17 protein-coding genes, 1 pseudogene and 1 CRISPR repeat array are annotated in these 18,880 nt (G+C 69.5%); of the genes and pseudogenes, 6 read left to right on the forward strand and 12 right to left on the reverse strand.

The annotated features are described in order from the left end of the window. Positions 1–229 precede the first annotated feature (229 nt). Both ACH4VO_RS22640 and ACH4VO_RS22645 read left to right on the forward strand, forming a co-directional pair. Positions 230–1,501 carry a hypothetical protein gene (locus ACH4VO_RS22640; RefSeq protein ID WP_360995378.1) on the forward strand — a complete coding sequence of 424 codons (1,272 nt, stop codon included), beginning with the start codon at positions 230–232 and terminating at the stop codon, positions 1,499–1,501. Continuing rightward, positions 1,501–2,523 (forward strand): hypothetical protein, encoded by a 1,023-nt coding sequence (locus ACH4VO_RS22645; protein WP_360995376.1) that lies wholly within the window; start codon positions 1,501–1,503, stop codon positions 2,521–2,523. Before ACH4VO_RS22640 ends, ACH4VO_RS22645 begins: the two co-directional genes overlap by 1 nt. Positions 2,524–2,683: 160 nt before the next feature. Here ACH4VO_RS22645 and ACH4VO_RS22650 read toward each other — a convergent pair whose 3' ends face one another. The 3 genes and pseudogenes from ACH4VO_RS22650 to ACH4VO_RS22660 all read right to left on the reverse strand — a co-directional run. Further along, positions 2,684–3,829 carry a MarR family transcriptional regulator gene (locus ACH4VO_RS22650; RefSeq protein ID WP_360995373.1) on the reverse strand — a complete coding sequence of 382 codons (1,146 nt, stop codon included), beginning with the start codon at positions 3,827–3,829 and terminating at the stop codon, positions 2,684–2,686. 522 nt (positions 3,830–4,351) lie between these two features. Further along, positions 4,352–5,455 (reverse strand): FUSC family protein, encoded by a 1,104-nt coding sequence (locus tag ACH4VO_RS22655; protein ID WP_360995371.1) that lies wholly within the window; start codon positions 5,453–5,455, stop codon positions 4,352–4,354. Between the two features lie 458 nt (positions 5,456–5,913). Continuing rightward, positions 5,914–6,111, reverse strand: a pseudogene (locus tag ACH4VO_RS22660) (VOC family protein); the annotation flags it as partial. Positions 6,112–6,182: 71 nt separating this feature from the next. Here ACH4VO_RS22660 and ACH4VO_RS22665 point away from each other — a divergent pair. Beyond that, on the forward strand, positions 6,183–6,677 hold the full coding sequence (locus tag ACH4VO_RS22665) for a GNAT family N-acetyltransferase (protein ID WP_360995368.1): 495 nt from the start codon (positions 6,183–6,185) through the stop codon (positions 6,675–6,677). A gap of 480 nt (positions 6,678–7,157) precedes the next feature. On the opposite strand, the gene ACH4VO_RS22670 is transcribed toward ACH4VO_RS22665, so the two are convergent. After that, the gene (locus tag ACH4VO_RS22670) at positions 7,158–7,550 is read right to left on the reverse strand and encodes a MerR family transcriptional regulator (RefSeq protein ID WP_360995365.1); all 393 of its coding nucleotides are present in this window, start codon (positions 7,548–7,550) and stop codon (positions 7,158–7,160) included. Positions 7,551–7,733: 183 nt separating this feature from the next. Here ACH4VO_RS22670 and ACH4VO_RS22675 point away from each other — a divergent pair, with 183 nt between their 5' ends. After that, positions 7,734–8,660, forward strand: a complete 927-nt coding sequence (locus ACH4VO_RS22675; RefSeq protein WP_360995436.1) for a serine aminopeptidase domain-containing protein — start codon at positions 7,734–7,736, stop codon at positions 8,658–8,660. Between the two features lie 93 nt (positions 8,661–8,753). Here the strand turns inward: ACH4VO_RS22675 and ACH4VO_RS22680 are convergent, their stop codons facing one another. Further along, on the reverse strand, positions 8,754–9,053 hold the full coding sequence (locus ACH4VO_RS22680; RefSeq protein ID WP_360995362.1) for an NIPSNAP family protein: 300 nt from the start codon (positions 9,051–9,053) through the stop codon (positions 8,754–8,756). A gap of 307 nt (positions 9,054–9,360) precedes the next feature. On the opposite strand from ACH4VO_RS22680, the gene ACH4VO_RS22685 reads away from it, so the two are divergent. Beyond that, the gene (locus tag ACH4VO_RS22685; protein ID WP_360995359.1) at positions 9,361–10,245 is read left to right on the forward strand and encodes a helix-turn-helix transcriptional regulator; all 885 of its coding nucleotides are present in this window, start codon (positions 9,361–9,363) and stop codon (positions 10,243–10,245) included. Continuing rightward, positions 10,242–10,445, forward strand: coding sequence for a DUF397 domain-containing protein (locus ACH4VO_RS22690; protein ID WP_360995356.1), 204 nt, complete (start codon positions 10,242–10,244; stop codon positions 10,443–10,445). Before ACH4VO_RS22685 ends, ACH4VO_RS22690 begins: the two co-directional genes overlap by 4 nt. Before the next feature lie 221 nt (positions 10,446–10,666). Next, a CRISPR array of direct repeats spans positions 10,667–12,350; the repeat unit is 22 nt; unit sequence CGGTTCACCTCCGCTCGCGCGG. An 18-nt stretch (positions 12,351–12,368) separates the two neighbouring features. On the opposite strand, the gene cas2e is transcribed toward ACH4VO_RS22690, so the two are convergent. From cas2e to casA, 7 genes are all read right to left on the reverse strand, one after another. Then, complete coding sequence (gene cas2e / locus ACH4VO_RS22695) at positions 12,369–12,680, reverse strand: type I-E CRISPR-associated endoribonuclease Cas2e (RefSeq protein ID WP_360995354.1); 312 nt, start codon at positions 12,678–12,680, stop codon at positions 12,369–12,371. 25 nt (positions 12,681–12,705) lie between these two features. Then, positions 12,706–13,623: a type I-E CRISPR-associated endonuclease Cas1e gene (gene cas1e, locus ACH4VO_RS22700; protein WP_360995433.1), complete on the reverse strand. Its 918-nt coding sequence runs from the start codon at positions 13,621–13,623 to the stop codon at positions 12,706–12,708. 71 nt (positions 13,624–13,694) lie between these two features. Continuing rightward, entirely contained in the window at positions 13,695–14,357 is a 663-nt protein-coding gene (cas6e, locus tag ACH4VO_RS22705; RefSeq protein ID WP_360995351.1) for a type I-E CRISPR-associated protein Cas6/Cse3/CasE, read from the reverse strand. Then, positions 14,354–15,214 carry a type I-E CRISPR-associated protein Cas5/CasD gene (cas5e, locus tag ACH4VO_RS22710; RefSeq protein ID WP_360995348.1) on the reverse strand — a complete coding sequence of 287 codons (861 nt, stop codon included), beginning with the start codon at positions 15,212–15,214 and terminating at the stop codon, positions 14,354–14,356. Before cas5e ends, cas6e begins: the two co-directional genes overlap by 4 nt. After that, positions 15,211–16,398: a type I-E CRISPR-associated protein Cas7/Cse4/CasC gene (gene cas7e, locus ACH4VO_RS22715; RefSeq protein WP_360995345.1), complete on the reverse strand. Its 1,188-nt coding sequence runs from the start codon at positions 16,396–16,398 to the stop codon at positions 15,211–15,213. Before cas7e ends, cas5e begins: the two co-directional genes overlap by 4 nt. A 59-nt stretch (positions 16,399–16,457) precedes the next feature. Further along, positions 16,458–17,198, reverse strand: a complete 741-nt coding sequence (casB, locus tag ACH4VO_RS22720; protein WP_360995342.1) for a type I-E CRISPR-associated protein Cse2/CasB — start codon at positions 17,196–17,198, stop codon at positions 16,458–16,460. Continuing rightward, entirely contained in the window at positions 17,195–18,805 is a 1,611-nt protein-coding gene (gene casA, locus ACH4VO_RS22725; protein ID WP_360995339.1) for a type I-E CRISPR-associated protein Cse1/CasA, read from the reverse strand. The genes casB and casA overlap by 4 nt, the downstream gene beginning before the upstream one ends. Between the last annotated feature and the right edge of the window lie 75 nt (positions 18,806–18,880).

The following is an 18,880-nucleotide window of genomic DNA, read 5'->3' on the forward strand; positions in this document are numbered from 1 at the left end:
GGGGAGCGGGGCACAGGGCCCGGGCGCGTGCTGCGGGGGCGGTGGGCCCTGCGCCTCCGGCATCTCGCGGAGGGTGCCAAGAGGTGGGGCGCCGGCCCGTGTTCCCGGCTCCGCGTCACCGGGTCGGGAGTTCTCTTCGGCCCTGACCATGGACCGACGAACACGTGTGCCTGAGGCCCGAGACGCGCAGGGCATCGGACGCGAGTTCCAGGTGAAGGAGTAACTCCCGATGAGTGAGAAGAACAGCTCCGGCCAGCTCTTCGCCGACAAGGAGGAGGCCAAAGCACTCGATCCCGGCTTCCGGCTCGACGCCGACGAGATCACGGAGGCCGAACGCCAGGCTGTCGTCAGGGCCGGGGAAGACCTCACGAAGCAGGCCGAGGAAGCCGGCATCGAGGGCGTCTGGCTTCTGATCAACGGTGAGTTCACCTGGGGCGACGGCGAGAGCACCGACGGTCAGATCAGAAAGATGCTGTACAGCGCCTTCGACTACCCGAGGCCCAAGGTGACGCTGGAGGACGCGCAGACGTCGAGCCCCGACAGCCAGGAGGCGGACAGCCCGGGGCGCACACTCAACGTCCTGCTCGACTCTCCGGGCGGCAATCTCGACGGCGCGTACACGACGGCCCTGTACCTGTCCGCGTACGCCACGAGGATCAACGTCCATGTGCCGGGACGGGCCAAGAGTGCCAGCACGCTTCTCGCGTTGGGCGCGCATCAGGTGTACATGTCCCCGTTCGGCGAACTCGGGCCGCTGGACACCCAGATTCCCGACCCACGCAATCCCGCGAACACGGTATCCGCGCTCGACTGCTACCAGAGCGTCGACTACGTCCGGAAATTCGGCTTCGCGACCTTCTCCTCGGTACTGCCGGAAATCGTCAAGTGGACGGAGCGACGGATTCCCATCAGCGACCTGATCAACACCGCCTCCGATTTCTCCCTCGGTTCCATCCGCTCGATCCTTGAGGGTGTCAAGGCCCTGGACTTCGGTGGGTGGGGGCGCAGCCTCAGGATCGGCGAGCAGTACGCACGGAAGCTCCTGGAGGCAAAAGCGCGCGAAGCCATGGTCCGGGAATCCGTAGCAGGGGCCGACGGCGAGACCGGGGCCGGGACTGCGGGCGAGAAAGTCGACCCGCAGCGCATCGACCGTATCGCCGAGCAGCTCGTTTACGGGTATACGCACCACCCGTTCCCGATCGATTACTACGAGGCGGGGCGTCTCGGGTTCAATGTCCGACAGATGAAGAAGGAGGTCTACGAAGAAGCGCTCAATGTCCTGGCCTCCTGCAAGGGCAAGAACTTCGTCGGCTTCCTCAGCGGGGCCGAGGCCGAGAAGGAGGCCGAGGCGCGCCGCGCCGACCGGCCGGCCTCGGCGGGCCGGGGCTCGTCCGCTCCCCGGGAACCCGTCCTGGCGGAGGACGGGCGGACTCAGCAGATGTCGCGCGGTCGGGCCCGTAGGGGAGAGAGTGACTGGCGCGCGGAGGACGGCCAGGTCTGATGCGTGGCCGCGCCGTACTCGTCGGCAAGTGGCTGGTCCACAACTGGCCCTATCTGGCGCTCGTTGTCTGCGTCTTCCTCCCCATGCTCTGGATGGCGGCTTCCCTGGCGTTCCGCGCCGACCTGTTCTGGCCGGTCAAGGGAGTGGGGAAACCGGGTTCCGATCAGGTCGAGATGTTCAAGGTGTTCATCGGGGGCGGTCTCGCGACGGCGGTGACACTGGTCGGTGCACTGCTCACGCGTGAACACAACGCGCGCGAGCGGCGGCGTCTGCAGCTGGAGACCGTGGTCAAGAGCCTGGAGTTCCTGCCGGCGGAATCCCCGCAGCGTGTTCCCGCCGTCCTGGCGACCATGGTGCTGCTGGGGCAGCAGCGCATCGCCATACGCATCCTCGGGCCGGCCTGGAACAAGGGGGTCGTGGACCCCCAGACGGCCACCTGGCTCATCAACCAGGTCCTCATCAGCGACAGGACCGACCGTAGCCAGATGGATGCCGACCGCCCGGACGAGACCGCGATGAACGAAGCGTCGGTACTGCTGTGGAAACACGCCGCCGACCTCATGCAGTCGAAGAGGCTGGACTACAGCTTCCCCGGAGACTTCCAGATCGGATGGGCCTTCCCGCGGTACCGCCTGGACGGGTTGCGCCGGGCCAAGAAGCGCCACCTGGTGAAGGAGAACATCCTGATGGCGATGGGGACGATGCTGACGTCCCGGGACAGGGACTGGTGGTGCCACGGCGGGGATCCGCCCGTGTGGCCGACGAACGTCCTCCTGGAATGCAGCGAGAGGGACACCGATCCGAGTGCCCGCGCCTTCTCCGCCCTGTTGTTCGGGGCCGTGTACGACTGCTTCCCGCAGCAGGTGAACGACTACTTCACCGGAGACAGGGTGAAACGGGCCCTGGAGGAGAGGGCGTCAGCGGAGAAGAACTCCGATATTCCGGTCACGTGCTTCGAGATGGCGGATGCGATCCGGAAGAAGTGGAAGACGCCGGCGCCGAGCGCGCGGGGCGGTCGCTGAAGGGGAACGCGTGATGCGGCTTCGGCGTATCGCGGGCTGCGGAGACGACCGCCGTCGGGGCGCGGCGCGGACGCCCGTGGGGCACGCGACGTCCGACGCGCGTCACCAGGGAAGACCGCCTGTGGCCTTGGGCCTCGTGGGCTTCGGTGGTGGGGGGTGGTCAGGGAAGGCGTGTGAGGTCGCGGAGTTGGCTGACCAGGGTGTGGACGTCGCGTGCGGCTGGTGGCTCGGCAAGGGGTGCCGGGGTGGTGTCCGGGGTGGTGGGGCGGCAGGTGCGGCAGAGGCCGTCGGGGAGTGCTTCGGGTGGGCCGGGGCGGCCGCATTCGGTGCATTCGGCCATGAGGCGGCGTGCTGGGGTGGCGGCGGGCGTGATGGTTGTGGTGGGGGTGGGGTTGCTGGGCTGGTGGGGCGGGAGTTTGTCGGTGAGGCGGCGGCGTACGAAGCCGACGGGGGAGCCGACCTGTGCGGGGAGGCCCGACGACACGGCCCGGGTGAGGTAGTCGGTGTCCACGCCGCGTGCGAACCATGCGGCGGCCAGGGGTTCCAGGACGCGGCAGTCGGCTGCGGAGAGGGCCAGACGCGTGTCCGCGCGGCCGAGTCGGGCCAGGGCGAGGTAGGCGGGGGAGGGCGCGGCCGGGACTGCCACCGGGGTGCCCTGCGCGGGCACGGCGGGTGCACCGGGTACGGCGGGCGTTGCGGGTGCGGGGTGCGCCACGCTTGCGGGGACTGTCTCGGGGGTTGCTCCGGGGACCCCGGTGGGCTGTGGTGCGGGCCCGGGCGGGGCGGCCGGTGACGCGTGCGCAGGCTGGGGGGACACCGGCCGTGGACCGGTGTGGGTGTGGGTGTCGGTGTCGGCATCGGGCGGTGGGGGAGCGGGTGTCGTCGCTTCGGGTGCTGGGTGGCCGCTCTCGGTGGTCAGGAAGGTGTCCCACCATTCGTTGTCGCGGGCGGTGCGGGACCAGTAGGTGCGGGAGACCCAGCGGACCTCATTGCGCTCGCCGGCGAGGCAGCGTACGCGCCGAAGGTGACCTGCCACGCCGAGGGCCTTGAGGGCGCTGGAGACGGCCATCTGCCCGTACAGGGGCAGGTGTCTGGCCAGGGACTTGATGTCCATCGCGGCGCCGTCGGGGAGCCGGTCGACGTAGGCGGCGATGTAGCGCTCGCGCTCCGGCATCAGGGCGAAGTCGTCCGGGCGGGACGGGCGTTGGCCTGCTGCGGTGCGTTTGCCGTAGCCGGGGCGGGCCTTCGCGTACGGGCGCGAGGATGCGGGTGCGCGAAGGGCAGGGCTAAGGTGCTCGGTAGCCACGAGATCGTCCGTTTCGATCTTGGGGTGAGACCCCGGCCCGGTGTTTGCTGCACCGCGTCGGGGTCGTTTCGTCGGGGGCACCGTAAGCAGCCGTGACGTTGCGCCGCAAGCTGATCACCTTTAGTCATATCAGCTGGCCGTGACGGGTCAGGGAGGATGGGAAGGTCTTTCCCCACCCCTTCTTTCACCTACCGGGTGAACAACAGCGCTCGAATCCCGGACCTCGCGTCCCGACCCCCGAATCCCGACGCTCAAGCGCCGGGTTCGGCCCATGAGTACGTCCCCCGAACGAGTGGGGCCTCCCTCCGAAGCTCGGATCTCGGAGCCTGGGTCCCGAGATCCGAGCGTCGGAGCCACCTCGTGCAGGCGACAGAGGCATGGGGTCTTGATGCTCCACCGCAGGCTGGTGCGCGACTACGAGCATCGCACCGCCTTGGCCGAGTCCCGGGCCCACCGGACCATGACGGTCGTATGTCGAGGCCGGGATCGGCCTTCCCTCGGCGGGACCGGCGCGGCGCGCGTTCAGGCTGATTGTGCTGGTTCCTCGGCGGTGTGCTTGGCCAGCAGGCCGCCGAGCAGCATGACGAGCAGCCCGGCCCCGACACCGCAGAGGGTCCAGAGCACGCGGTAACCCTCGGCGGTGTATTCGGTGGGCTGGGGCAGGTCGACCAGGATCAGCACGCCCGCGGCGATGGCCGCGCAGTAGAGGGCGTAGTTCCAGAAGCGGATCGCCGCCGCGTGCGTGAACAGGACGAGAGCCACCATCTCCAGTGCGCGCTCGACCGCGAACAGCCTCAGTCCGTGTTCGCCGGTCGGGATCAGCAACAGCAGGGCGGCCGTGACGGCGCCGATCAGCGCGCCGGCGAGGCGTTGCGCGGCGGTCAGGGTGCTTTGTTCCAGGCTCGGTTTCATCGCGACGAGGGCTGCGATCGGCATCCAGTAGCCGTGGGAGAGGTTGAGGCCGAAGGCGAGCGCCACGGTTCCGGCGATGACCAGGGCGCGCAGGAGCGCGAACATGACCAGGGGCCGGGTGAGCGGCTTTCGCGCGGTGTCGCCGGGGATTTCCGGGACCGGTTGGGGCCGGTCGCCGCGTCCGCGAATCAGCCAGGCGATGAACGTCGCCGCGATCCACAGGGCCGCTCCGCCGGCCCAGGCGAGGGTCTGGGCCCAGGTGTAGCTGGTGATGCGGGCGTGGTGGTGGAAACCGGACGCGACCCCGAGGGTGATGACGAACCAGAGGTTCAGCAGCATGGCGGTCACGAACCTGCGCACGCCGAACGCGGCCGTCAGTCCGGCCACCAGCGTGACCGCGAAGGCCGCGAGGACCAGCCAGCCCCAGGCGTCGCCGCCGATACCGAATCCCAGCGCGGTGAGCCCGGCGCCGACCAGGGCGAAGACCGCGATGTGCCGGGCGCGGTTCGCGAAACTGCCGCCCGGGTCGTCCAGCCAGGCGAAGAGCAGGCCGAACAGTGCGCTGAGCAGGTACTGCCCGTGCCCGATCGCCCTGAAGACCACCAGCACCACCAAGGCGATGTCCAGGAACAGCACGGCCCGCGGCCAGTTGAGCCCGGCCGGGTCGAGCCGGAAGATGCTCGACAGCCAGCTCGTGGGTGTGGCCTTGCCCACCGGCTCTCCTACGCGTCCGCTCGCACTGGCCATGGCCGCCCTCGCTCACCTCGTCCGCCCGGGTATGCGGCTTCGCCGCATTCTGCGACTCCCGGCCGCAGTCGACGTGACGCGACCCGCAGATCCCCCCGGATCACGCCGTCCCGTCCAGCCGTACGGCGCAGCCCGGCCCTTCCGGTCACCGTGCCCGATCCTCCGGGCCGGCCGACGCGCGGCCACGGGAATCGGGGTGGCGCTCACCCGGGCTGTTCCGGTGTCAGGGCGCGATCCGTAGGCGGGAATCCCGGGCGGCTCGTGGTTCCTGTGGGGACGCGCCCTCGGGACCGGTGCGGCGGCGCTCGCCCCGACGGGTCGCGGATAGCTCCCGAACTCGCCGGAATCCGGAGCGTTCCCGATCGCGCCGGTCTGCTCCTCACCCACCTTGAAGAAGGCGGGGCACAACTGCACGTACCGTCCTCTCAGGCGCGGTCGTGGAGAGTGACGTGGTAGCCGTCGGGGTCGGCGAAGGTGAACGTCCGGCCGAAGGGGCCGTCGATCGGGGCGGAGACGACGGTGTGACCATCGGCGGCGAGCGCATCGTGGACGGCTTGGACATCGGTGGCGTGGAACCAGATCGCGGCCCCGATGCCGGGCTGGGCGGATGCGAGATGTGTTCCCTGGTCCCGCGCTGTCCGCCCCCGGCCGAAATCCAGGTGGCCGCGGCGCATGATCTGGATACAGTCGGGCAATGCCCGAGCTGAGACGGCTGCATGCCGACCACGCCCCGGCGGTCCTTGCTTTCGAGCTGGCGAACCGCGCCTACTTCGCAGCCTCGATCTCCGACCGCGGCGACGAATTCTTCGACCGGTTCCCCGACCGGCACAGCGCCGCGCTGGCCGAGCAGGAGGCCGGCGTCTGCGCCTTCTACGTCCTCGTCGCCGAGGACGGCTCAGTACTCGGCAGGTTCAACCTGTACGACTTGGAGGACGGCACCGCCAGACTCGGCTACCGAGTCGCGGAGCGGGTCGCCGGCCGCGGCGTGGCGACCGCGACCGTCCGGGAGCTGTGCCGGACGGCGACAGTGACGCACGGCCTGCGCACTCTGCGGGCGGCGGCCTCCCACGACAACCTCGCGTCCCGAAAAGTCCTGACCAAGGCCGGGTTCGTCCCGGTCGGTCCTGCCTCCCCGCCCGATCTCGGCGGCAAGTCAGGCGCCTGGTACGAGCGCGACCTGCAGTCATAGACCGTGCTCCCGCTCCCGCTCCCGCTCCTGCTCCTGCTCGTGGGTCGGCTGCGGGAAGGTTGCGGCCGTCGTTGACCATCGGCGGGCGCAGACTGATGATGTGGCGGCGACCCCGGGACACAGGCGTACGACCTGCCCGTCGGCAGGAGGCGTTCGAGGGCCTGGAGAGCGGGACAGCGGGCCCGATCGCCCGGGTCGAAGCCCGGCGCCGGGTCAGGGATCTGATGCGGGCCTGCTCGCGGAGCGGCGTCACGCAAGACCCCTGGAGCGGCGCCGAGGAGGCGTCCCCCGCAGATCGGGCGTGGCGTCCCGCGCGGTGGTGCAGGGGATGACGGCGCCGGAGTTCGCCGCCCGCGGAAGCGCAGGGGGCTGCAGACTACCCGTCACCCGTTTCGGCAGGACGCACCGCGGGCTGCCGCCCCCGGGGACGCCCCTCGCGTCGTAGCGCGACGCGCGGCCGGCCCGTCGTCCCGGTCGCCGTCAGTGCTCGACGTGCACTCCGGTCTCCTTCTGGCAGGAGATGCCCGTGAGCATGTTGCTGCCGGCGGCGGTGATGACCGAGTCGAGCCGGTCCCGGGCTTGCAGAAGATCGGTGATGCGCTGGTCGACATGCTCGCGCTCGGTTGCCAGCCGCTTGAGCAGGGCGGGTGTGGCCCGGCCGTCGACGACGCACGGCAGGAGTTCGGCGATGGTCCTACTGGCCAGCCCGGCGGCGTAGAGCTGCTGGATGAGCTGGACCCGGTCGACAGCGCTCTCGGGGTAGTGGCGCTGGCCGCTACGGCTGCGCTCGGCGCCGAGCAGGTTCTGCTCTTCGTAGTAGCGAAGCGCCCGGACGCTGACACCGGTCCGGGCGGCGAGTTCTCCGACGCGCATCTCTCTCCTGTGCGACTTCCGTCACGCGACTTGCCTCTGACGTCGACGTCAGGTTTTAGCGTAACGCGAGTGCACCTCACCAGGGGACTCCTCTCCGGTCCGTCTCCTGGCGTACGAAGACCTGAATGCAAGGAGAACGCGAGAATGAACGCGAGAGCGAACGCGAGAACGAACGCGAGCCAGATGACCGGCCTCACCCGCACCCCGTCCACCCCGACCGTGTCGGTGGCACCGGTCGTGCTTCCCGCGCCGTATCGCGGCGAGGACCTGCACGTACGGGTCTCCGCGCCGGTCACCGGAACGAATCTGCCGATCGTGCTCTTCGCGCACGGATTCGGTTCGCATCTGGACGGCTACGCGCCGCTGATCGACCACTGGGCCTCCCATGGCTTCGTGGTGATCCAGGCCACACACCTCGACTCCAGGCGCTTCGGCATCCTCGCCGACGATCCCCGCACACCGCACATGTGGCGCTACCGCGTGCAGGACATGAAGCAGATCCTCGACGAACTGGATCACCTGGAGGCGTCCGTACCTGCCCTGGCCCACCGGGTGGACCGCAGCCGCATCGTCGCGGCGGGGCATTCCTTCGGCGGACAGACCGCGGGTACCCTCGTCGGCCTGCGCGTCACGGACCCGGTGACGGGTATCGCGCAGGAGATGTCCGACCGACGGATCACGGCGAGCATCCAGCTGGCCACCGCAGGCAGGGGCGGAGACGAATTGACCCCTTTCGCCATCGAGAACGCTCCCTGGCTGAGCGGCCAGGACTTTTCCCACATGACCGCGCCCGGACTCGTTGTCGCCGGGGACGAGGACGAACTTCCGCTCTCCACCCGAGGGCCATCCTGGACGACCGACCCGTACACCCTCAGCCCCAGCGGCAAGAGCCTGCTGACGGTCCACGGCGGCCAGCACTCCCTCGGCGGCATCGTCGGCTACGAAGCGGCAGAAACGACCGACGAACATCCGGGGCGCGTAGCCCTCGTCCAGCACGTCACCCTCGCCTACCTCCGTCACGTCACCGGGATCGACCACACCGACTGGGAAACGGCGCACGTCGCGCTCTCCGGTGACTCGCACCCGCTGGGACGGCTGGAATCGAAGTAACCATCCCACCGGGCTGCTGCAGGGACCGTGCGTGACCGGAGAGCCGACACCTACGAGAGGAGAGGTGGCCGTTCCTGGGCGTCCACCAGGACGTCAGTACCACTGTTCCACCGTCCGCTCGTCGGTGCTGACGAGGTAGTCGTCCGGATCGAGGTCCATGGCCTTGCGGGCCGGCGACGCCCAGTACGTCGCGTTGCGCTCGGCGAACGTCTCCGGGCCGTCGTAGGAGACCAGCCAGACGAACTGATTGTGCTCCCGGTCGATCCAGGCGCCGCCGATCGTGAACCCCCACTCGAGCCGCAGCGGCAGGATGTCGGCCTTCCACCGTTGCACCCATGCGTCCAGCAGGCCGTCGCGGACGGTGTAGGTGCGAAGTTGGGTGGTCCTGACCATGTGGGAATCCTCTCGTGGGGTCGACCGGTGAGCCGCGCAGAGACTGCGGGACCAACGGTGGCGGGACGGGCGCGATACGGCTCGCGGCCACCCACTCTTTGGAGGGAACCACCGGCAGACGCCGTGCGGGCGGATGAGCGCGTGATTACGGTGCCCGAGCGGGGCGGGCCAAGGCGGGCGCTGCGGTCCGGGGGACGCGGACGCGGATGTTGTCGTCCTGGTGGGTGAGCCGTGAAGGGCTGTCCGTTGTGTGACGGTGGGGCGCGACGGACGTGGGGTGTGTACGTACGGGGACAGGTGGTGGCGGATGACGCAGGACGAGTCGGGCGTGGGCGTGGGCGTGGGGGATGGGGCCGAGTCCTCTTCGGATTCCGGGGGACGCTCGGAGGGCAGGTCGGAGAACGGGGTTGCGGTCGCGTTCGGGCGGCAGTTGAAGCTGCTGCGGGTGCGGTCGGGGCTGGACCGGGTGGAGTTCGGCAAGCGGGTGGGGTACGCGGCGCAGTCGGTGGCCTCGTTCGAGCAGGGACGGCGCATCCCGCAGCCGGAGTTCGTCGACAAGGCGGACCGGGTGCTGGAGGCGGGTGGGCTGCTGGTGGCGTTGAAGGAGGAGCTGGCGCGGTCGCAGTATCCGGCGTTCTTTCGGGACATGGCGCGGCTGGAGGCGCGTGCTGCCGCCATGAGCGTGTACGCAGTGAACGCCGTGCCAGGGTTGCTTCAGACGGAGGAGTACGCACGTGCTGTCTTCCAGATGGAGCGCCCGCTCCTGGAGGATGACGTGATCGAGCAGCGTTTGGAAGCGCGAATGGTGAGGCAGGACGTCTTCAACCGGACCCCCGTTCCCCTGCTGAGTTTCGTAATCGAGGAAGCCGTTCTTCGTCGGCCGATCGGCGGGAAGCAGATGATGCGGAACACTCTGGAGCAGATTCTGTTGACCGGGCAATTGCGCAGTGTGGAGGTTCAAGTCATGCCTACTGACCGTGAGGACAGCGCAGGCCTTGGCGGGCCGTTCGCTCTGATCGACACGGACAACGGACAACGCATCGCGTACGCTGAGGTCCAGAGTGACAGTCGTCTCTACACTGGCAGCCGAAAAGTTCGCGTGCTCGAAGCCCGCTATGGCATTCTCCGATCGCAGGCTTTGACGCCCGCTGAGTCGTCAGCGTTGATCGTGAAGCTGATTGGGGAGACATGAGCGCACAAACCACTGCCCGCCCAGTGCCTGAGAGCGCTTGGTTCAAGAGCAGTTACAGCAGCGGCGACGGCGGCGAGTGCGTCGAGTTCGCCGCCGCGGCCGCCCACGTGCACATCCGGGACTCGAAGCAGTCCGGCGGCCCCGTCCTGACCGTCACCCCGGACGCGTGGGCCGGGTTCGTCGGGCTCGTCGCCGGCTGAGCAACCTACGCGGGAGGGCCCCGCCGCACGCCGATCCGGCGTTGCGGCGGGGCCCTCCCGCATACGTGCGGGGACTACTCGTCCACGTCCTCCGCGCGGCCGGGTGTGCGCTGCGGTCCAGGTTGGACCGGAAGCTCTTGTCGGGGTCGAAGTACTGGCGCCCTGTGCATCCACTCGCGCGGAGAGGACTCGATGATCCCGGTGTGCACCGCGCGGATCGCCGGTTCACCTCCGCTCGCGCGGGGAGGACTACCCCGCCTTCTGGCCATGGGTGGAACAGCACGGTTCACCTCCGCTCGCGCGGAGAGGACAGCCCGAGCAGCTTTTTGCCGTAGTCGCCTGACGGTTCACCTCCGCTCGCGCGGAGAGGACCACTGTCTCGCTCACTCCTAGGGCACGGGCCACGGTTTACCTCCGCTCGCGCGGAGAGGACCGGGCGATACCGAAGAGTTCGCTGCGGCGGCCCGGTCACCTCCGCTCGCGCGGAGAGGACGCCGGCGCTCCGGCGGCCGGGGTGGGGGCGGGGACGCGGACGGTTCACCTCCGCTCGCGCGGAGAGGACGCTTCCGCATGCTCCGGCTACTCCGCGGCCGGCGGTTCACCTCCGCTCGCGCGGAGAGGACACACGCAGAGAGGCAGGGTCGATGGCGTAGGGCGGTTCACCTCCGCTCGCGCGGAGAGGACGTCTCAGCGGCGGCTTCCTCGGCGGCCCAGCGCGGTTCACCTCCGCTCGCGCGGAGAGGACCGCTTCGCGCACCATTCCAGGCCCTTGGGGGCCGGTTCACCTCCGCTCGCGCGGAGAGGACGTCAAGGAGAACTACTCCGACATCGCCTACAACGGTTCACCTCCGCTCGCGCGGAGAGGACCTACCGAAAGGTCCACACATGACCCGCATCAGCGGTTCACCTCCGCTCGCGCGGAGAGGACGGCCGAGGCCACCGTGGTGACCACCTCGACGTCGGTTCACCTCCGCTCGCGCGGAGAGGACGCCCGGTTCTCCGCATGCGACAGCTGCGCAGGCGGTTCACCTCCGCTCGCGCGGAGAGGACGACGGGGGTGGGCGGTGGATCGGTGGACACGGCGGTTCACCTCCGCTCGCGCGGAGAGGACCACTCCACCGGATCTTGCTTCATGCGCCGGGCCGGTTCACCTCCGCTCGCGCGGAGAGGACGGCATCCTTGGCCGCGCTCTCCGTACCGGCCACGGTTCACCTCCGCTCGCGCGGAGAGGACGGCAGACCATGACACAGGATGTCGCAGACTGGCGGTTCACCTCCGCTCGCGCGGAGAGGACTACTGGAAAGCCTCATTCCCCAACTCCCGTCGCGGTTCACCTCCGCTCGCGCGGAGAGGACTTGGCGACGCGGGAGATCCCGGCGGACCCTTCCGGTTCACCTCCGCTCGCGCGGAGAGGACCCAGTACCGGCGCGGAGTCGCCCCGCAGGACGGCGGTTCACCTCCGCTCGCGCGGAGAGGACTCCTGACCGCCGAAGCCGGACCAGGACGAGGACGGTTCACCTCCGCTCGCGCGGAGAGGACGACGGGACCGCACCCCGACCGACGCCCCCGGACGGTTCACCTCCGCTCGCGCGGAGAGGACGTGAGGTCCTGGCGCACCTGGAACTCGCGGACCGGTTCACCTCCGCTCGCGCGGAGAGGACGCGATGGAGTCGAGCCCGTCCAGCGCGTTGGCCGGTTCACCTCCGCTCGCGCGGAGAGGACGATTAACGGAAAACCCTTCACTACCCTTCACTCGGTTCACCTCCGCTCGCGCGGAGAGGACCCGCGTCCTGGGCGTTCGTTCGTTCGTCGAGCCGGTTCACCTCCGCTCGCGCGGAGAGGACTCGGACCATTGGCCGTCATGGGAAAGGCCGTCCGGTTCACCTCCGCTCGCGCGGAGAGGACCCTTTTTGACCTGGCACGTTAGTGGGGGTTTGCCATTTCTTGACTTTCTCGCTGGAAGGCGATCAGGGTGAGGCCGTCGAAGTTGACGGGTTCTCGGCGGCGGGTGCCAGTTGTGCGTAGTTGGAAGCCTTGTTCGTTGTATGCGGGGTGGGCGAGGACTGCGATGCCGTCGTTGGTGCAGGCGGTGACGGCTGCCCAGAGCTCATCGCGGACCTTGGCGGAGACGGTGCCGACGTAGAGCTCGGGCGTGACTTCGAGGAGCCAGCGGGTGAGAGCGCCGCGGAGGTGGTCAGGGACGGCAGTTGCCGAGATGACGATCATGGAGGACATGCGTCGTGTCCTTCCGGTGGACGGTTCACAGTTGATTCCCGTGGTTGACGCCGGCGGGGACTGATCCGGAGACCGGGTCCCAAAGATCGACCATCTGCTCTTCGGGGTCGGGGCGTTCGTAGGTGTGGCCGGGGTCGAGGAGCTGCTGGATGTCGGTGACGATGCGAGGGAGAAGCTGGAAGAGGCGAAGCTCGTGGCGGAAGGAGCGGCGGGCTTCGCCCTCCGGGTTGGACGATGCGTGGAGGGAGAACGCGAGGGGGATGGTGAGTTCGGCTTTGTAGAGGTCTGCGATGTCGTAGACGAAGGCTTGCTGGTTGCCGCTGTGGACAAAGCCCAGGGCGGGCGAGCAGCCGAGGGCGGTGATCGCGGCATGGGCGATGCCGTAGAGGCAGGTGTTGGCCGAGGACAGGGCCAGGTTGACGGGGTCCTGGCTGTCCCAGGATGCGGGGTCGTAGGCGCGCCGGAAGCGCCCGATCTTGTACTGGCGGGCCAGGAGTTGATAGTGGGCTTTGACGCGTTGGCCCTCCATGCCGCGGAGCTTTTCGAGGTTGGTTCCGCCGGTGGCGGTGCCGTCCCCGAAGCGGAGTTCGTACATGGCCTGGGCGATCGCGAGGCGGTGGGTGTCATTGGCCCAGGCGCGGGTCTGGCGTTCGAGCCAGAGGGTGGTGAGGGATTCGGGGACGGCTGCGGAGTAGCAGCGGACGCCTCCTGATCCGGCGGTGATGACGGTGGTGCCGTTTCTGGCAAAGGTGGTGAGGGCGCGTGCGGTGATGGAGGTGCCGGGGCCGAGGAGGACGCAGCTGAGGGCTGCGGTCGGCAGGTAGACGGTTTCGGGTCCTCGTTGTTCGCTGGTGACTTCGGCGCAGACTCCGGTGTCGTCCTGGTGGATGCGGACGATGTCGACGTAGAGGAAGGACAGGGAGTCGGCGAAGCGGGGGAGCATGGCGACGGTGGGTGCGGCGAGTTTGCGGCGGGCGTTGTTGGTGGTGAGGGGCTTGGCCGCGGAGCGTGGAGTCACTGAGGTTGCCTCGCGGGGGCGATGCTGAGAAGACCGCATCCATAAGCCTTGCCGCGTCCGATGCCGTTGAGGACGGCTGTTCGGAGCCTGTCGGTGTCGATGATGGCGGCGGTGCCGTCGAACTGGGTGCGGGCGTGGCGGATGCGCTGGGGTGGGGCGTCGCCGGGGCGGCGTTCGCCGCGTACGGCGTCCAGCGGGTGGGAGTGGTGGGTGAGGGGCTTGAGTCCGCCTTGGTCGGCTTGGCGGAGCCACCATTCGTCGGCTGCCGCGCCGGTGAGAGGGACGACGGGCGGGAGGTTGTAAAGGGTTCGGGTGGTAGCGCCGGGTTTGCGTACAGGGCTTGCGACGCACCGGTAACGGACGGTGAGTCCGGGGCGGATGGCGTCGATGAGTGCGTCGAGGGGACGGGAGAGGGCTGTGCCGTAACCGTGGGGGAGGAGTGCGGTGTCGGGTTCGTGGGCGGACTGGATGAGCAGGTGCGGGCCGGCGGGGGTGTCCTCGGTGCGGAAAAGGACGCCGAACCGGGCACGAGGGTCGGGGCCGGCGTCTGACGGGAAGAGGCTCATGACGCGGCGGTGCATGCCGATGGCCCCCGCGAGATCGCGGCGGGCGTCCTGGGAGCGGGCGTCGGGAACGATGCGGGTGAGCCAGAGTGTCATCGTCGGCTCCCTTCGGTGTCCAGCCGGGTGTCGAGGTAGCGGCCCAGGGCTGCGAGCTGGTCTCTTCCGAGACCGGCGAATTGGGTGTGGGGCAGGAGCAGGGTGCGCCGGTACAGCGGCCGGGCGCGGTAGGCGCGTCGGCTGGGGTGGTAGCTGACAGGCTGGTCGTTGAGTTCGCCCGACGAGTGGGTGCCGTCTTCGTTGGTCTCGCCGACCGTGTGGGCCGGAGCGGGCAGGTGTGTCAGCGGGCGGTCTGCAAGGAATTCGACCGGGGAGCCCTCGGCAGCACGTTGGCGGGCCGGTCGTGCGGCGAGCGGCAGGTGGATGAGGTGGTGCAGTGCGTCGTCGCTGCGTGCGAGCAGCACGGGGCCTTCGGGCGGGCATGAGCGGCGCCCGAGGTGCAGGGACCACCGGGGGGCGCGTAGGGCGTCAGCGCAACGCTCCAGGAGCACGTGGGTCTCGGCGGTGGTCTGCGGGGTGGTGAGGGCGACGGTGAAGGCGGCGTCGGCAAGGTAGTCGCGGTGGGTGAGCAGCGTGCCGGTGTCGCCGGGGCGCTTCTTGCGTTCGGCCGTGGTCACGGTCGCTTTGCCGGGGAGGCCGCCGCCGACGGTGTGCAGGTCACGCAGCAGTACGCCGGGCCGGTCGGTGCGCACGGTCAGCCGCAGCGCGGTGAGGTCGTCGATGGGTTGGTCGCGGTGTCGTCCGAGGGCGGATGCGAGCATGCCGACGACGCCGGAGCGGGTCGGGAAGGCGGCGGTGTCACGTTCGTTGAAGTGGCTGTGCAGCCCCCAGGACTGCAGGGGCCCGGTCAGGCGGAGCAGGAGTCCCGGCTCGGGGGCCGGGAAAGGGGCGGTCATGCGGCGCCGCCGGAGGACAGCGTGGTGGCGAGGGCCTTCTCGAGGGAAGCGTCGATGAGGGTGTCGAAGCCGGTGTGGCGGGTGCCGAGTCCGTCGAGGCCCTTGGCGTCGACCCCGGCCCAGCCGGAGGTGAGGATGCCGTTGGTGCCCAGGAGACGGTTGGCGGCCTCGGCGTACTCGGACAGGGTGGTGCGGGAGGGGGCGGCGTAGCCGCCCTGGCCGGCTGCGGCGACGGGGCTCTCGAACGCGGCGGCGTAGGACAGGGGCCGGTCGGTGCGGACGGAGACGTGGACGAGGTCGGGGATGGTGTGCGGGGCGGTGGAGTTCTTCTTCGCCTGGGGCAGGGAGAGGATGAACGCGCTGAGGAAGGCGGCGGTGAGTTCGCGGAGCTCGGCGGGGTTCTCTCCGACGTTGCGGGCGAGGTCGCGCAGGTCCACGGTGGCATACCGGTAGAAGGTGCCGGCGCTGAACTCGGTGTGGCCCATATGTCCGCTGCCGGTCTGGTCGCCCCAGGTGGCGGTGATGTCGTCGACGGCGGAGAAATAGTCGAGCTCGACGTCGGTCTCGTGGGTGGTGAGGGCGTGGGCGACCTGGACGGCGCCGTCGACGCCGGCGTTGTCGACCTCGGCGAGCATGCGGCCGAAGAGGTTGATGACGCCGTTGCGGGAGCGCAGCACCGCCTCGACCTTGTCCGCCGGCAGGACGCTCTTGTCGGCGGGCTTCCTGATGTCCTTCGCGCCCTGCAGCGCCTCGCGGTGTTCCTCGGCCAGGTTGGCGAGTTCGGCTACCGCGGTCTCGGGGACGTAGACCATCGCGTTGGTGAGGACCTTGTTCGTGAGGGACTGCTTGGAGTCCTTCGGGTCCTTCGCGAGTTCGAACTTGATGCTGCTGGCCGCTGCCGTGTGCGCCCCCGCCCTCTCCGCGAGATCCAGCGGCCATCCGCGGTCCTCTGTGAGGAGACGGGTGACGCGCTCGCCGATGCGGCGGGTACGCAGCGCCGCCTGGCCGATGCGGTCCTCGAACACACCACGGACGGCCCGCTTCCAGGACTGGCTGCTCACCCGGGTGCGGAGCACGCTGCCGTACTGCACCGTCTTGACCGAGTTCGTGTCGTCACGGTTCAGGTTGGCGAACGGGACGCTCTGGATGATGTGGATGTCGATGAAGCGGGCGGCCATGGCCATGGTGTGTGACTCCTTCGTACGGAAGTGCGTGAGGTATGTGATGGATCGGATGCGTGGGGTCAGGGAGCGGCGGGGCCGGCTGTCGCCTCGGCCGTGAGCTCTCTCTCGTCCGCAACGTCCGCCTGCTGGACAAGGTTGGTGTCTCGCGCCCGGTAGAAGTCCTGGAGCCACATACGGGAGATCCGCCCGGACTGCTTACGCCAGTTGCCCAGGTCGTCCAGGAGCTGCGCCCAGTCGATGTCCACGCCCAGCGAGCGCAGGTATCCGACGGAGGCGGGCAGGTGCCGGTGCAAGCCGTTGACGCTCTGACGAGTGAGGAGGTTGAGGCGGCTCTCCGCGGTTCCTGCCCGCATCTCCTTCTCGCGGCCAGGCCCTTCGGTGACGGCGGCCGCGAATGCCGTGCCGAGACTGGCGCGCCGCCGCCGGGCAGGGGCCGGTTCCTGCCCGTCCGATCGGGCCTGCCCGCCGGCGGTTCCTTGCGGCACGGCGACAGCGCCGCGTGGCTGGGCGGCGATCATCGCAGCGACCGTGTAGTACGCGCGCTCCACATCCTCGGAGCGCTGCTCCGGCAGCCACGGGGAGACCAGGCGGTGCATGCGCCGCACCGAATCGAGATCCTTCCGAAGCCCGCTGCGCAGTGCGCTGCGGGCGCCGGGGTCCTCGCCGCTGACCTGCACGATCCAGTCGGTGAACGCACGTGAGCGGCCCGCCCGGGGGGCACGGTTCTGCTGCGGGATCTTGCCGGCTGCTTCCTGCGGGTCGGTGGTGGCTGAGGCGGCCGGTGGGGGAGTGGTCGTCATGTAGTGGGCTCCTTGGTCTTCGAACGCGGTCCGGGTGAGGCCGCCCGGGGTTTCGGGGTTCCGCCGTAGAGGTCGATGCGGGCCTGCGAGACGGCCTTCGCGCCCCGTAGCGTGCGGGTGACGGGCGCGGTCACCGTGTCGTACGCCTCCTCGGCCAGGCGCAGGAAGGCTCGACGGGTCGCCACGGGGTCGAAGCCGCCGTCGGCCACGTCACCGCTGCGGTCCAGGAGACGGAACCGTGCCCAGAACTCCGCCTCTGCACGCGGCCAGTACCGGGCCCCGGCCTCCGCCGCCCAGGCCCCACCGTCCGCTTTGGCGTCCCTGACATAGGCGGCCCAAGCACGCTTGACCGCCCGGTCCAGACGGCGTCCGTACAGTTCCCCGCACTGCCGCAGGCGGCCGACGGCGGGAACGGTACGGGGGTCGTTCCTCTCGGCGTAGCCGAGGACCGCCGGAGTGCTCGCGTCGACGAACTGGGTGTCCTTGGCCTGGCCCTCCTGGTCGAAGCCGAGCGCGCGCACCCGCAGGTCCTCCGAGACCTGGACCGCTGTGCGGAAGACACGGGGCTGCTGCGGGTGCGCGCTGCCCTCCGGTGGGTGCTGCAGCAGCAGAGCGTCCAGGTCCCGCCACAGCGCGCGCCCGGCGTCAGCGGGACGCGGGTAGCGGTTGCCCTGCTGGCTGGTCTGCCAGATCAGGTAGTCGTCCTCCCGCGGCATCCGCTCACCCCGGTACGCCCAGGTGATGAACGCGTCGCGCACATGGGTGTGGGTCTCGTCCGGCAGCAGGAGCAGCGCGTGCTGCGAGCGGCCGGTGTGCCGTGAACGAGGCCCCCTGGACTCCCTGGGCGGATGGTCCGGGTCCGGCAGATCCTCCTGTTCCCACGGGCACAGGTCATCCTGCCCGTTCACGCTGTCCTCCGGCGGGACCAGGCCGGCCAGCAGTGTCTCGAAGAGGGAGTCGCCCTCAGGGTGATAGGACAGGGCTGTGCGGAGCGGTCCGGCGGTGGCGCTCGCGGTCTTCACCCCCTTCACCTCACGGGACGAACACCGCCCTGACGGCCCGTAGTAGTGCCATACCAGAAGGCTGAGGAAGGCCTCGGGAGCGGTCGGGAGTTCGGGGGCGGCATCCGTGTCGTGCCTGAACCAGGAATGATTGTTGCCCGAAGGGCGGGTGACGATGAGCTTGTTGACACCGGCGGTGTTCGTCGCGTCGCACTGATGAGCCAGGCGAGGATCCTGCATCCACGGACGCCCGCCCGGTGCGAACAGGTAGAACCGGTCCCTGAACGCCTCGAAGTACGTATCGACATCGCCGGGCGGGAACTGGCCGGCGTCCAGAGCCTCCAGGCGACGTTCCTCCCAGTCACCTTCGCGGCCCTGATCTGTCAGGTGAGCCACTCCGGCCGTGAGCGCGTACAGGACGCGAAGCAGGGCTGCGTGTGCCGGCGCGTCAGCGACGGCCAGGGACTCGATCTCGTGACTGCGCAGCATCAATTCACGCAACCCCACCAGATCCGGGAGCGTGCCCGTGGCCGAGGCCGTGCTGCCGGGCTTCCAGCGCACGGGGACACACGGTTGGTCGATCAGGTTGAACGTGCCGGTCGGCATGGAAGTGTCCTGTCGTCATTCAGACAGCGCTGGAGGCCGGGATGGGTGAGCGCGGCCCTTCGCCACGCACCCGTG

Source organism: Streptomyces sp. NPDC020780 (assembly GCF_044334475.1).
Classification (GTDB): Bacteria; Actinomycetota; Actinomycetes; order Streptomycetales; family Streptomycetaceae; genus Streptomyces.